Below are 14,045 nucleotides of genomic sequence, written 5' to 3'. Positions count from 1 at the left end.
AGAACGCCGTGCCCGGCACCTTCGAACACGCTGTGCCTCGCACCTCACCCCAGGAGTGAACACATGCCTCAAAGAGTCCACCCGAAGGAATCCGCGCCCGCTCTGGTGCGCCCGGGCGTCCTCCGCACATCGATCAAGGCCGAGCCGCTGACCTGCACCATCGGCGCAGAAGTCTTCGGCGTGAACCTCGCGGACGCCTCGCGCGACGACGATCTGTTCGCCGAGTTCAGGGAACTGCTGCTGAAGTACAAGGTCCTTTTCCTGCGGGACCAGGACATCACACGCGCCGAGCACGTCGCCATCGCCTCGCGCTTCGGTCCGCTGGAGGACCACCCCGTGGCCGGCAGCGACCCCGACCACCCGGGACTGGTCCGCATCCACAAGGAGCTGGACAGCAAGCCCGAGCACTACGAGAACGCGCTCCACTGCGACGGGACCTGGCGCGAGTGCCCGCCCATGGGGGCCGTGCTGCGCTGTGTGGAAACGCCCGAGGTCGGCGGGGACACCGTCTGGGTCAACATGGCCGAGGCCTACAGCAGGCTGCCGGAGCACATCCGGACGCAGATCGCGGGTCTGCGCGCACGGCACAGCATCGAGGCGACCTTCGGCGCCGTCATGCCCATGGAACAGCGCCACCAGCTGAAGGCCCGGTACCCGGACCCGGAGCACCCGGTGGTACGCACCCACCCGGAGACCGGCGAGCAGATCCTCTTCGTCAACGCCTTCACCACCCACTTCGTCAACTTCCATACCCCCGAGAACGTGCGCTTCGGCCAGGACCACGCCCCCGGGGCGAACAACCTCCTGAACTACCTGGTCAGCCAGGCGGCCGTCCCCGAGTACCAGGTGCGCTGGCGCTGGCGGAGGAACAGTTTCGCCATCTGGGACAACCGCTCCACACAGCACTACGCGGTCCAGGACTACTGGCCCGCCGTCCGCAAGATGGAGCGCGCCGGAATCGTCGGCGACAGGCCCTTCTGAGCCCCGACCGGAGACGAGAAGGTGACGCCGATGGGAGTTCACACCGCCGGCACGGCAGTGTCCGGCACGTCTCACCCCAAGCCGACCGTGTCCCGCGGGTACGCCCGGCTGGTCTTCGCGCTGAGTTTCGGGCTCCTGTTGATCGACTACATGTCGCGGCAGGTCCTCAACGCGGTCTTTCCCCTGCTGAAGGCGGAGTGGCTGCTCGCCGACGCCCAACTGGGTTCGCTCAGCGGCATCGTGGCCCTGATGGTGGGCGTGCTCACCTTCCCGCTGTCGCTCCTGGCGGACCGCTGGGGCCGGGTCAGGAGCCTGGTCATCGCCGCGACGGTGTGGAGCCTGGCGACCCTGGGCTGCGCCGTCGCCGCGAGCTACGGCCAGATGTTCCTGGGACGGTTCCTGGTCGGTGTCGGCGAGGCGGCCTACGGGAGTGTCGGCATCGCGGTGGTCCTCAGCGTCTTTCCCGTAACCCTGCGGGCCACACTGTCCGGCGCGTTCATCGCGGGAGGCGCCTTCGGATCCGTGCTGGGCGTGTCGATCGGCGGCGTCGTCGCCCAGCACCTCGGCTGGCGCTGGGCGTTCGGCGTCATGGGGATCGCCGGACTGGTCATGGCCGCGGTCTACGGGACTGTGGTCACGGAGAAGCGACTGGGATCCGCTGCCGGCGGCAGCAGCGGCTCATCCGGCGAACGGGCCCCGGTCCGGACCCTGTTGCCGCGGCTGTTCTCCTCGGTCTCCGTGCTCTGCGCCTACATCGGCAGCGGACTGCAGATGTTCATCGCGATGGCCCTGCTCGCCTGGATGCCCAGCTTCCTCAACCGCTACTACGGCATGCCCACCGCGAAGGCGGGCGTGGTGGCAGGCGCATTCGCACTGATCACCGGGGTAGGCATGATCCTCAGCGGGTTCGTCACCGACCGCCTCAGCAGGAGGGCCGGCGCCCGGAAGTGGACCGTCGCGATCATCTGCAGTCTCGGTTCGCTCGTGCTGCTGACGGCCGGATTCCAACTGTCCGCCGGCCCGCCGCAGCTGTTGCTGATCGGCGCCGGGACCCTGCTGTCCAACGCCACGGCCGGCCCGGCGGCCGCCATGGTGGCGAATCTGACCCCCGCCGCGGTCGCGGCGACGGCCATGGCCACGCTCACCCTGGCGAACAGCCTGCTCGGGCTCGCCCCGGGGCCCGCGGTGACGGGCATGCTGGCGGACCGCATGGGGTTGCTCGGCGCCCTGCGCCTGGTCCCTCTCGTCGCGGTCCTGAGTGGCGCGGCCTTCGCCATCGGCAAGCTCCGCTACGAGAACGATCTGCGCCGCGCGGCCCTGCTTCCCGCCGTGACCCTCACGAAACCGGAGCCATCGGCATGAGTCCCACCGCATCACCGACGGTCGTCATCGTCCCCGGCCTGCGCGATCATGTGCCGGATCACTGGCAGACCGTCCTCGCCGGCAGGATCGCCGGCGCCCGAACCGTTCCACCCCTGACGAGCGGCAGGCTGAGCTGCGGTGCCCAGGTCACCGCCCTGGACGAAGTGCTGTCGGACATTCCCGGTCCGGTCGTCGTCGTGGCCCACAGCGCCGGAGTCATGACCGTCGCACAATGGGCGCGACGACACCGGCGTCCGATCGAGGGCGCGCTGTTGGCGACGCCACCGGACTTCGCCACGCCGCTGCCCGAGGGCTACCCCACGCCGGAGGTCCTGCGTGAGAACGGCTGGCTGCCCGTGCCGCGGACGACCCTGCCCTTCCCCAGCATCGTTGCGGCGAGCACCGACGACCCCCTGGCCGATTTCGACCGCGTCGCCGATCTCGCCCGGGCGTGGGGGAGCCGTCTCGTGGACCTCGGCCCGGTCGGGCACCTCAACCCCGCATCAGGCCACGGCGATTGGCCTCGGGCGCAGGAGTTCGTGCGCGAGCTCGGCCGAGCGCTGTCCGACGTGCCCGCCGACGCCCGGCCCCACCCGCACGACCCCGCCTCCGGAGGCGCTGATGAACACCGGGACCGACCTGTTTCCTGGCCCACGCGCCGGTGAAGGCGGTGCCCGCCGCGTACTCGTCGGTGGCGAGCCGGCCCTGCGAAGATCCGTTCCACGAGCCCTGCGCACCGTGCCGGTCGGCGGACCTGAGCTGGAACCGGTTGCCGTCGGCGTCCACGATGTACCGGTCGCGTGGGCTGAGAGGAAGTCGACCGATGGCCTCAAGTGCCGTACGCCGCAAGTCTGTTGGAAACGCATCGGCCTCGATGTGGCCGGTCGGATCACAGCCAGCCGTTGCGCTGTGCCTGCAGGGCCATCTGGAAGCGGTTCGCGGCGCCCAGCCGGGCCATCAGGATCTGGAGACGGCGGAAGAGCGTGCGGCGGCTGATGCCCAGCTCACGGGCGATCACATCGTCGCCCGCGCCGCCCGCGAGGAGCCACAGCAGCCGGCGGTCGGCGGGCTGCAGGCCGCCAGGCCGAGTGGTGCGGCCGTGGAACGGCAGGGCGTTGTGCCAGGACTGCTCGAACAGTGCCATGAGTGCGGAGAGCAGCCCGCACGGCTGCACGATCAGCATGGTGTTGTGTACGTCCGCCTCCTGGATCGACAACGACACAAGTGCGTACGCCTCGTCGATGATCACGAGCTTGACCGGCACCGACGGCAGGACCCGGGCCTGCTCGCCGGCCTTGATGCACGGTTCGATGGCCTCCGCCAGGCGGCCCGGATGCTCCAGCGACTTCCGCGAGTACACGACCCGCTGTGTCACCCCTCTGGCGAGAGTGGCCAGCGCGTCGTCCGTGGCTTCGGGCAGGAGGAAGTACGGCGGTGACTCGAGCTGCCGGATCTGGTCGCGGGCGCTCGCCCAGGCGTGACGCATCCTGGGGCCGATGGCCTCGCCCGTGACGACCTCGACGAGATCGTCGTTGTACGCGGCCAGCCGCTGCCGCCGGAACGACTCGAACGCGCCCCCGACGGTGATGCGCGACTCCTCGACCTCGGCCGCACGGTGCCGGGCGAGGATCTCCAGGCCGGCGGCCGGCGGAACCGGGGCCACCACGTCCGCGCCCTCCTCGGCGGCACTGGCCAGACCGGCGTCGACCAGTGCCCCGTAAGCGTCGGCCAGCTCCGAGCCGTCCAGACCGGCCGCGGCGGCGATCGCACTCAGCGGAGCGGGGGCCAGGTCGAGCAGTGCCAGATACACCCGGCTCGCCTCTTGGCCGATGCCCAGCAGCCGGAGCGCCTCACCGAGTCGCACGTTCGTCATATGCCCCATTATCGACGCCTCCGGTCGACGGATGTGGCCGATCCGTGCCACTGGCACTGTCCGGCACCACACATGGACGGCGCGGGATAGCGTCCTGGAGCCGCCGACGACCGGCGGCGGCGAGAGTGCCGAGCGGCACCGGGAGCGAGCCGGCCCGTACGGCCCCGCTCCTCCCCTCGCCATCGAGGAACCCGACCAGAGGAAGGTGTACGCCGTGGCCAAGGGGCGAAAGAACGGTCTCTACTCAGAGATCTCCGAGGAGCTGTCCGCTCTGATGCGGACGGGCTGGGCGGACACCGAGCGGCACGACCTGCGGCTCGACGAGCAGGCGCCGTACGCGGCCCGTCGCCGTACCGCGCTGTCCGCGCGCTTCCCGGGCGAGCGCCTCGTGATCCCCTCCGGGAACCTCAAGACCCGTTCGAACGACGACACCTACCCGTTCCGTCCGCACTCGGGCTATGTGCACATGACCGGAGACCAGGCCCGGGACGGCGCTCTCGTCCTCGAACCCCGGGCGGACGGCGGCCATGACGCCTACTGCTACCAGCTGCCGCGGGACAGCAGGAACAACGACGAGTTCTGGACCGGTGCCACGGCCGAGCTGTGGATGGGCCGGCGCCGCTCCCTGGCCGAGTCGGAGCTCGTGCTCGGCCTGCCCTGCCGGGACGTGCGCACCGCGGCCGCCGACCTGGCCGCCGCCTCCGGCGCGCCGACCCGGATCGTCCGGGGCGTCGACCCGTCCCTGGAGGCCGCGGTCACCACCGACGAGGAACGCGACGACGAACTCGAGGAGGCGCTCAGCGACCTCCGCCTCGTCAAGGACGACTGGGAGATCGCCGAGCTCCGCAAGGCCGTGGACTCCACGGTGCGCGGATTCACCGATGTGATCGGTGAGCTCTCCACCGCGATCGCGTCGTCCGAGCGATGGATCGAGGGCACGTTCTTCCGCCGCGCGCGTCTTGAGGGCAACGCGGTCGGCTACGGCTCGATCTGCGCCGCGGGCGAGCACGCCACGATCATGCACTGGACGGACAACGACGGCCCGGTGCGCCCGGGGGAGCTGCTCCTGTTCGACGCGGGCGTGGAGACGCACAGCCTCTACACCGCCGACGTCACCCGCACCCTGCCGATCAGCGGCACCTTCTCCCCCGTGCAGCGCAAGGTCTACGACGCGGTGTACGAGGCCCAGGAAGCCGGCATGGCGGCCGTCAAGCCGGGCGCCGCGTACCGGGACTTCCACGAGGCGTCCCAGCGCCACCTGGCGGAACGGCTGGTCGAGTGGGGCTTCATCGAAGGCCCCGCCGAGCGCGCGTACGAGCTCGGCCTCCAGCGCCGCTTCACGATGGCCGGCACCGGCCACATGCTCGGTCTGGACGTCCACGACTGTGCGCACGCCCGGAACGAGGAGTACGTCGGCGGCGTGCTGGAGCCGGGCATGGTGCTCACCGTCGAGCCCGGCCTGTACTTCCAGCCGGACGACCTCACCGTGCCCGAGGAGTGGCGCGGCATCGGCGTCCGGATCGAGGACGACCTGGTCGTCACCGATGACGGCCACGAGAACCTGTCGGCCGGCCTGCCGCGGTCGGCGGACGAGGTCGAGGAGTGGATGGCCCGGTTCGCGGGTTGAGCGCACCCACGCGGGGCCCGGCGTCGTGACGGCCGGTCGTGTGCCGCGTACCGCGACGGACTCAGCGGTGCGGTGACCGCCGGACGGACAGGATGGCCACGTCGTCGTGTCGGCTGCCCCCTCCGGCGAACGCGCGCGCGTCGTCGTAGAGGGCGGCCGGCAGGTCGGTGGGGGAGAGCGACACGCGCTCGGTGACGCGTTCGGTGACGGGGTAGAACGTGCCGTCGGCGGCGCGGGTCTCGGTGAGCCCGTCGGTGGTCAGCAGCATCGTCGCACCGGGCGGGAAGCTGAACCAGCCGACGGTCGCGGGTTCGGCGGAGAGCCCGGCGAGTCCGAGCGGGACACCGGAGTCGAGCTCCGGCGTGATGACGGTGGCGTTGTGCAGCAGCTGCGGCAGGATGTGTCCGCAGTTGATGACCTGCACCTCGTCGTGCGCGTCGATGTTGACGACGAGTGCGGTGACGAATCGTTCGTCGTCGCCGGTCTGTGCGGCGTACGAGTTGTGCCGTACGACGGAGGCGTCGAGGGCGTCGGCGAGCGCGGTCAGGGTGGGCTCCCGGTGGGCCGCCTCACGGAAGGCACCGATGACGGCGAACGCGGCGCCGACCGCGGGCAGGCCCTTGCCCTGGACGTCGCCGATCAGAACCCGGGTTCCCCACGGGGAGTGGACGACGTCGTAGATGTCGCCGCCTACGAGCCGGTCCTCCTGCACGGGCTCGTACACCCCGTCGACCAGGACGTCGTCGGTGAGCAGCGGCAACGGGCGCAGGATGTGGCGCTGCATCGCCGCCGCGGTGGAGCGCAGCCGGAGCGTCTCGTGCTCGCGCTGGACCCGGCGGTGACAGGCGTACACGGAGGCCGCGCCCAGGGCGAGGGTGAGCAGCACCATGAGCATCCTGTCGAGCCACGACTGCCCGTCGCCGTTCTGGACCAGCACGGCGACGATCACCACGAGCGCGATCCAGGCGGACACGAACTCCGTCTGGCGTACGGTGCACAGCGCCGACGCCGTACCCGGCAGGAACACCAGGAGCCCGAGCAGCCACACCGGGGACCCGGACAGGGCACCGAGGAGCAACACAAGGAAGGTCACCGAGACCACGCCGATCACCACCTCGGTGTTGCGAGGCGCTTCCATGGCTTCGAAGGGATGTGCGAGTCGCTTCGGTTGTTTACGGGGCACGGGACCTCCCGGGCAGGTGGGTGTACTCCCCGTACGTTAGGCACGTCCGGCCGTCGGTGAGCCGCGCCCCGCCGGGCAGCGGCCTCCGCGAGGGGCCGCCGGCGCGGAGGCATGACGGTGCCCCGTCATGAACGTCCCGGTCGGGACGCGCGACGCACAGCGGCCGACGGCGGCGTTCCGGCCTTGGGATATGGTCCACCCGAACTGCGCCGAGGCCGGACGAGGCGGCCGCCCGAGGGAGAGCTGGATGCTGCAGGCATTGGGGCTGGGGCCGGCCGAAGAGCCCCTGTACACGGCACTGCTGGCCCGCCCGACAGCCTCCGCGGAGGAACTCGCCGGGCAGACCGGACTGGAGCGGGCCGAGACCGACCGCATCCTGCGGGACCTGGTGACACGTGGCCTGGTGGCGGTCGCCGCCGAGTCCGGGACACCCGTACCGGCCGACGGTGCGTCCGGCGACCGGCCCGCCCGCTACCGGCTCACCCCGCCCTCGGTGGCCCTGGCCCCGTTCCTCGTCGAGCAGCGCAACGCACTGCACCGGGCCGAAGCGGCGCTCTCGATGCTGACCGAGCAGTACCGCAGTACCGCCGCGCACCCCGCGGGCAGCGTCGTGGAGGTGGTCGTCGGCGTGGACCAGGTCGCACACCGGTTCCACCAACTGCAGCGCGGTGCCCAGCAGGAGCTGCTCGTCTTCCTCGTCGGCGATCCCATCGCGGTGCCGCGCGAGGACACCGGCATGTCGGAGAGTTCCGCACTGGACCGCGGCGTCGACTTCCGGGTGGTGGCCGCCAGGAGCTACCTCGACGGTCCTGACATGGTGAAGGAGGTGAGGGAGGGTATCGCGGCGGGCCTCGAACTGCGCCTGGTCGACTCGTTGCCGCTGAAGATGGTCGTGTCGGACCGGGAACGTGCCATGGTGCCACTGGGAATGGCGGACTGCGGCGGAGAGCCGAGCGCCATCGTGGTGCACCGCAGTGGCCTGCTGACCGCCCTGGTCCATCTCTTCGAGAAGGAATGGGCCCAGGCCCGGCCGCTGTACACCACCTCCACGGGTGTGCACGCGGAGCCGGCGGCCGACCAGTACCCGACCGAGGGGGAACTGGAGGTCCTCGCCCTGCTGCTGGCCGGGATCTCCGACCGGCGGGCGGCCTCCCAACTCGGTGTCTCCATACGCACCGTGGAGCGAAGGACGCGCCGACTGATGGACCTCGCCGGAGCGGATTCACGCCTTCAGCTCGGATGGCACGCCGCACGCGCGGGCTGGCTCTGACCTCCGGACGGGCCCTCTTGGGGAAGATCATCCGGGCGAACGCCGTCGACGGATGTGCCCGTGTGACGGAAATCCGACATGAGGGCAACCCGTCACGCGCGGCACCCCTGCACGATCCGCATGTCTGCCAGGCTGCACCGGCAGCACGGCATGTTCACGGTTTCGAGTGGGGAGATTCATGCGCTCCATAGCACGCATAGCGCTGGGCACGGCGACCGCCGCCGCCCTGACCGTCACGGCGGTCGCACCGTCCGGGGCGGCGGACGCGCCGCCCGGCGGAGTCCCGGGCAAGAGGCCCGTCGTCGGCAGCGGGACCGCGGCGAAGAACGGCAAGCAGACGACGGTCACCCTCATCACCGGCGACAAGGTGCTGGTGACCACGGACCCGTCGGGCCGCAGCTCGGCGGCCGTGCTGCCCCGCAAGGACGGCACGCAGCCCATGGTCCAGACCTATCAGCTGGGCAAGGACCTCTACGTCTATCCCGATGGCGCCTCCCGGGCGATCGCCGAGGGCAGGGTCGACGATCAGCTGTTCAATGTCACCGGGCTCATCCGCCAGGGCTACGACGACGCGCACACCGACGCGCTGCCGCTCATCGCCACCTACCGCAACGGTGTGGACGTCGCGCAGAGTGCTCCGCCGGCCCCGCGCGGGGCCGAGCGGGGACTGAGTCTGCCGGCTGTGGACGGCGTCGCGCTCAAGGCGGGCAAGGACACCGCCGCCACGTTCTGGCGGGACATCACCGACACCCGCTCACGTTCTGCCGCCACGTTGAAGAAGCTGTGGCTGGACGGCAAGGCCGAGGCCACGCTGGACCGGTCCACGGCGCAGGTGCACGCGCCGGAGGCCTGGGAGGCCGGTTACGACGGTAAGGGCACCAAGGTCGCCGTTCTGGACACGGGCGTGGACGCAGAGCACCCGGACCTGGTGAACCGGGTCGCCGAGTCCAAGAACTTCACGGACTCCCGGTCCACCGACGACCGGCAGGGGCACGGCACCCACACCGCCTCCACGGTCGGCGGGTCCGGAGCGGCCAGTGACGGTCGCAAGAAGGGGGTCGCTCCCGGCGCCTCCCTGCTCATCGGCAAGGTCCTCAACGACCAGGGCTACGGCCAGGACTCCTGGATCATCGCGGGCATGCAGTGGGCCGTCGACCAGAAGGCCGATGTCGTCTCGATGAGCCTGGGCAACCCCACGATCGGGGACTGCAGCGACCCGATGGCCCAGGCCACGCAGAAGCTCTCGCAGAACACCCGCACCCTGTTCGTCGTCGCCGCGGGCAACGCCGGTTCGGCCACCGAGACCGTCTCCTCGCCCGGCTGCGTGCCCGGCGTCCTGACCGTCGGTGCCGTCGACCGGGACGACACCACCGCCTGGTTCTCCAGCCGCGGCCCCGTGGCCGTCACCCACACCCTCAAGCCCGAGATCGCCGCTCCCGGCGTCGACATCTCGGCGGCCAGTGCGGGTGGCCGCGGCGTCTACGCCTACCGGACGATGTCCGGCACCTCCATGGCCACCCCGCATGTCGCGGGTGCCGCGGCCGTCGTCCGCCAGGCCCACCCCGACTGGACCGCGCAGCAGGTCAAGGCCGCCCTGGTCGCCTCCGCCCGCACCGGCGGCAAGGTCGCCGGCGCCGACCAGACCGGAGGCGGCGTCCTCGACGTGTTCGGCGCGGTGAACCAGAAGGTGCTCTCCGCGCCCGCCGTCCAGGCCGGCAGCTACAACTGGCCGCAGGACGCGTCGGACCGCACCACCGTGCAGGTGCCCTTCACCAACACCGGCGACAGCGACCTCACCCTGAAACTGAAGGTCAGCGGTGTGCACGGCAACGACGGCAGTGACGTCCGCTCCGGTGTCGTCGCGCTGGAGGACGGCAAGGTGAGGGTCCCCGCGGGCGCCACCGTCCAAGTGCCGCTGCGGATCGACCCCACCGCCCGTCTGAAGGACTCCCAGTACGGCGCGGTCACCGGCCGGATCCAGGCCACCGGCGACGACGTGCACGTCTCCGTGCCCGTCACGCTCCACATCCAGCCGGAGACGGTCACACTCCGGGTCGAGGTCATCGACCGTAACGGCAAGCCCGCGACCGGCGCCTCGTCCCTGGACCTCGTCAGCCTCGACACCGACAAGGGCGAGCGCCGCAGCAACAGCGGCGCGACCGACCAGACGTACCGTGTGCGCCCGGGTGACTATGCCCTCAGCAGCTTCGTGGCGACGTACGACGCGAGCAACGCGGCCGAGTCGGTCGGCTACCTCGCGAAGCCGCAGCTGCGGATCACCGGTGACACCACTGTCGTCCTCGACGCCCGCAAGGCCCACCGGCTGAGCCTGCACACCGACCGTCCCTCGACGGTGGACAACACCACGTTCAGCTACGCCCGCACGTGGGACGACACCTGGCAGATGTCCGGATCGCTCATGGCCGGCAGCACCATCCAGAAGTTCTACGCGGACGTCGACGGACGTGCCGGGAAGGGCACCTTCGAGTTCCGGCCCACCTGGCGCGCGTCCGGCTCCGAGGACGGCACGCCCTACGTCTACAACCTGTCGTTCCCGACCCAGGGTCCGCTGCACTCCGACCAGGTCCACAAGCCCAAGGACGCCAAGCTGGCCCAGGTCACCGAAAAGTGGAACGCCATGGGCAAGGAGGGCGACTACATCGACGCGATGTTCATCCGCCCCTCCGGGAGCAGCGGCAGCTACGTCCCCGTGAGCCCGTTCGGCTCCGTCCACGTGCCCGTCACCCGCACCGCCTACTACACGACCGGCGGCGACGCCTGGTCCCACGGCGCGATGACCAGCTTCCCGTTCGCCGCGTTCATGAGTGACCAACTGCGCACCTACCGGGCCGGACAGCGGAGCGCCGAGGAGTGGTACGGCGGCCCCCTGCGGCCGGCCGCACCGCGCGACGCCGACGGCGAGCTGATGCTGAACGCCGAGCGGCAGGGCAACTTGATGGGTTTCCAGAACGCGCTCTGGGTCGACGGCTCCGGCGACCACTGGTCCTACGGCGGGTCGTTCGGCGACCTCGGCAACCTGGTGCTGAAGCGCAACGGTGAGCAGATCGCCACCAGCACCTACCCGTACGACGTGTTCGAGGTGCCGGACGAGGACTCCGCGTACGAGCTCACCCAGAACCTGGAGAAGGTCGACACCTCGGACCGGAACTGGCTGCGCTCCACCGCCGTCAAAACCACCTGGAGCTTCCGCTCCCACCTGGAGCCCGACGTCTACTCGCGAGGCCTGCCGATCCTCTCCCCGGCGTACGACGCGCCGGTGGACGGCCTGAACACCCTGCCCGCGCAGAGCGGCATCGAGGTCGGCCTGTCGGCCGAGGGCCACGCCGGGTACACCCCCGGCGCCATCGAGGCGGCCACGCTGTCCTACTCCTACGACGGCGGCACCACCTGGACCAAGGCACCGACCGGGCAGAAGGACGGCGACTGGACGGCCGTCCTCGACCTCACCGGCGCCTCCGGCAAGCAGGTCACCACGAAGGTCACCCTCAAGGACGCCAACGGCAACGCGGTCACCCAGACCATCACCCGCGCCTACGACGTTCGCTGAACCACACGGTCCGGCCGGGCGGGCCTCCCACGGCGGGAGGCCCGCCCGATCGGAGTCGGCGGGCGCGGCGCACCCGCGCCGGGACGCGAGGCCGGGATGTGGAGGATCCCCGGCCGTCGGTGCACACATGCGGTGGACATATGGGGAGGTCCGGCGAGTGCCCGACCCCCTCTCCCGCCGGAAAATGTGCGCTATGGGAGCGTGAGCGGGTGAGTGAGACAACGACTGAAACCCTGCAGTACCGCTTTGACGGGCCGGACGACGCGCCGATCCTGGTCCTCGGCCCCTCCCTCGGCACCTCGTGGCACATGTGGGACCGGCAGATACCGGAGCTCACCCAGCACTGGCGAGTCTTCCGTTACGACCTCCCGGGCCATGGCGGCGCCCCCGCCCACCCCGCCACCGCCATCGCCGACCTCTCCGACCGGCTGCTCGCCACCCTCGACGGCCTCGGAGTCCAGCGCTTCGGGTACGCGGGCTGCTCCATCGGCGGCGCGATCGGCGCCGATCTCGCGCTGCGCCACCCGCAGCGGGTCGCCTCGCTGGCCCTGGTCGCCGCCTCGCCCCGGTTCGGCAGCGCCGACGAATTCCGCCAGCGCGGAGTGGTTGTGCGCACCAACGGTCTGGAGCCGATGGCCCGCAGCGCACCCGAGCGCTGGTTCACCCCCGGGTTCGCCGCCGCCCAGACCGCCATCGTCGACTGGGCCGTGCAGATGGTCCGCACCACCGACCCCGGCTGCTACATCGCCGCCTGCGAGGCCCTCGCCGCCTTCGACGTCCGCGGCGAACTCGGCCGCATCGGCGTCCCGACCCTCGTCCTGGTCGGCGCCGAGGACCGGGTCACCGGACCTGGCGACGCCCGCGTCCTGGTCGCAGGCATACCGGACGCCCGGCTCGCCCTCGTACCAGGCGCCTCCCACCTCGCCCCGGTCGAGCAGCCCGGAGCCGTCACCGATCTGCTGCTCACCCACTTCTCCTCGGCCTGGCAGGACACCCTCGCCGCCATCCCCGCACCATCCTCCATCCCGCAGCTCTCCGCCCCCGTGCTGCCCGTCGCGGAGATCACCGCCGCCACGCCGCGGCCCGACCCCGCGACCGCGGGACGCGCCGAACCGCACGAGCGCGGTATGAAGGTGCGCCGGGAAGTGCTGGGCGACGCCCACGTGGACCAGGTCCTGGCCGCCTCCGACGACTTCACCGAGGACTTCCAGGAGCTGGTCACCCGTTACGCGTGGGGCGAGGTGTGGACCCGGGAGGGCCTGGACCGCCGGACCCGCAGCTGTGTCACGCTCACCGCGCTGGTCGCCTCCGGCCGGCTGGAGAGCCTGGCCGCGCATGTCCGGGCCGCCCTGCGCAACGGCCTCACTCCGGCCGAGATCAAGGAGGTGCTGATGCAGACCACCGTCTATTGCGGAGTGCCCGCCGCCAGTGCCGCCTTCTCGATCGCCCGGACCGTGATTCAGGAAGAAACGAGGCCCCGGCCGTAGCAGGATGGGGCCATGGACGCCGTGAATCCCATGCACCTGACACTGACCAAGAAGACGCACTCCTGCATCCGGCTGGAGAAGGACGGGCGGACGCTCGTCATCGACCCGGGCGGATTCTCCGAGCAGGACGCCGCCATCGGCGCCGGCGCGATCCTGGTGACGCACGAGCACCCCGACCATTTCGACGAGGGCCGGCTGCGCGCGGCCATGGAGGCCGACCCGGCCGCCGAGATCTGGACCCTGCGCAGCGTCGCCGACCGGCTCACGGCAGCCTTTCCCGGCCGCGTCCACACCGTCGGCCACGGCGACACCTTCACAGCGGCGGGCTTCGACGTACAGGTGCACGGCGAGCTGCACGCGGTGATCCACCCGGACATCCCGAGGATCACCAACATCGGCTTCCTGGTGGACGGTTCGCTTTTCCACCCGGGCGACGCGCTCACCGTCCCCGACCGGCCGGTGGACACCCTGATGCTCCCGGTGATGGCCCCCTGGAACAAGATCTCCGAGGTCATCGACTACGTACGCGAGGTAGCGCCCCGGCGTGCCATCGACATCCACGACGCGTTGCTCACCGATCTGGCCCGCCCGATCTACGACAACCAGATCGGCAGCCTCGGCGGCGCCGACCACGGCCGGCTGGCCCCGGGGGACTCGACCGGACTGTGACCGGCGCCGGTCCGGCGGCTGTCAG

10 protein-coding genes are annotated in these 14,045 nt (G+C 71.0%); 8 read left to right on the top strand and 2 right to left on the bottom strand.

The features are described from left to right. Window positions 1-63 precede the first annotated feature (63 nt). Genes OHA19_RS08250 through OHA19_RS08240 form a run of 3 tightly spaced genes read left to right on the top strand, consistent with a single transcriptional unit; the run spans window position 64 to window position 3,008 of the window. Window positions 64-981, top strand: a complete 918-nt coding sequence (locus OHA19_RS08250; RefSeq protein ID WP_405749790.1) for a TauD/TfdA dioxygenase family protein — start codon at window positions 64-66, stop codon at window positions 979-981. A gap of 30 nt (window positions 982-1,011) precedes the next feature. Further along, window positions 1,012-2,343: an MFS transporter gene (locus OHA19_RS08245; protein WP_405718058.1), complete on the top strand. Its 1,332-nt coding sequence runs from the start codon at window positions 1,012-1,014 to the stop codon at window positions 2,341-2,343. Next, window positions 2,340-3,008 (top strand): RBBP9/YdeN family alpha/beta hydrolase, encoded by a 669-nt coding sequence (locus OHA19_RS08240; RefSeq protein WP_405749788.1) that lies wholly within the window; start codon window positions 2,340-2,342, stop codon window positions 3,006-3,008. The genes OHA19_RS08245 and OHA19_RS08240 overlap by 4 nt, the downstream gene beginning before the upstream one ends. A 224-nt stretch (window positions 3,009-3,232) precedes the next feature. Here OHA19_RS08240 and OHA19_RS08235 read toward each other — a convergent pair whose 3' ends face one another. Further along, window positions 3,233-4,216, bottom strand: coding sequence for a LuxR family transcriptional regulator (locus OHA19_RS08235; RefSeq protein ID WP_405718063.1), 984 nt, complete (start codon window positions 4,214-4,216; stop codon window positions 3,233-3,235). A gap of 214 nt (window positions 4,217-4,430) precedes the next feature. On the opposite strand from OHA19_RS08235, the gene OHA19_RS08230 reads away from it, so the two are divergent. Next, complete coding sequence (locus tag OHA19_RS08230) at window positions 4,431-5,843, top strand: aminopeptidase P family protein (RefSeq protein WP_405718065.1); 1,413 nt, start codon at window positions 4,431-4,433, stop codon at window positions 5,841-5,843. A gap of 61 nt (window positions 5,844-5,904) precedes the next feature. On the opposite strand, the gene OHA19_RS08225 is transcribed toward OHA19_RS08230, so the two are convergent. Beyond that, on the bottom strand, window positions 5,905-6,981 hold the full coding sequence (locus OHA19_RS08225; protein WP_405718067.1) for a PP2C family protein-serine/threonine phosphatase: 1,077 nt from the start codon (window positions 6,979-6,981) through the stop codon (window positions 5,905-5,907). A 292-nt stretch (window positions 6,982-7,273) separates the two neighbouring features. On the opposite strand from OHA19_RS08225, the gene OHA19_RS08220 reads away from it, so the two are divergent. From OHA19_RS08220 to OHA19_RS08205, 4 genes are all read left to right on the top strand, one after another. Beyond that, window positions 7,274-8,296, top strand: coding sequence for a helix-turn-helix domain-containing protein (locus OHA19_RS08220; protein WP_405718070.1), 1,023 nt, complete (start codon window positions 7,274-7,276; stop codon window positions 8,294-8,296). Window positions 8,297-8,474: 178 nt separating this feature from the next. Beyond that, window positions 8,475-11,864 (top strand): S8 family peptidase, encoded by a 3,390-nt coding sequence (locus tag OHA19_RS08215; protein WP_405749786.1) that lies wholly within the window; start codon window positions 8,475-8,477, stop codon window positions 11,862-11,864. 209 nt (window positions 11,865-12,073) lie between these two features. Beyond that, a complete protein-coding gene (gene pcaC, locus OHA19_RS08210) occupies window positions 12,074-13,351 on the top strand; it encodes a 4-carboxymuconolactone decarboxylase (RefSeq protein ID WP_405749785.1) in 1,278 nt (425 codons plus the stop codon). Between the two features lie 12 nt (window positions 13,352-13,363). Continuing rightward, window positions 13,364-14,020: an MBL fold metallo-hydrolase gene (locus OHA19_RS08205; protein ID WP_405718077.1), complete on the top strand. Its 657-nt coding sequence runs from the start codon at window positions 13,364-13,366 to the stop codon at window positions 14,018-14,020. The last annotated feature ends 25 nt before the right edge of the window (window positions 14,021-14,045 follow it).

Origin of the sequence: Streptomyces sp. NBC_00012, from assembly GCF_045040875.1 — a bacterium.
Lineage (GTDB): Bacteria > Actinomycetota > Actinomycetes > Streptomycetales > Streptomycetaceae > Streptomyces.
The sequence above is the reverse complement of the archived record's forward strand: the minus strand, read 5'-3'. Positions and strand labels throughout refer to the sequence as shown.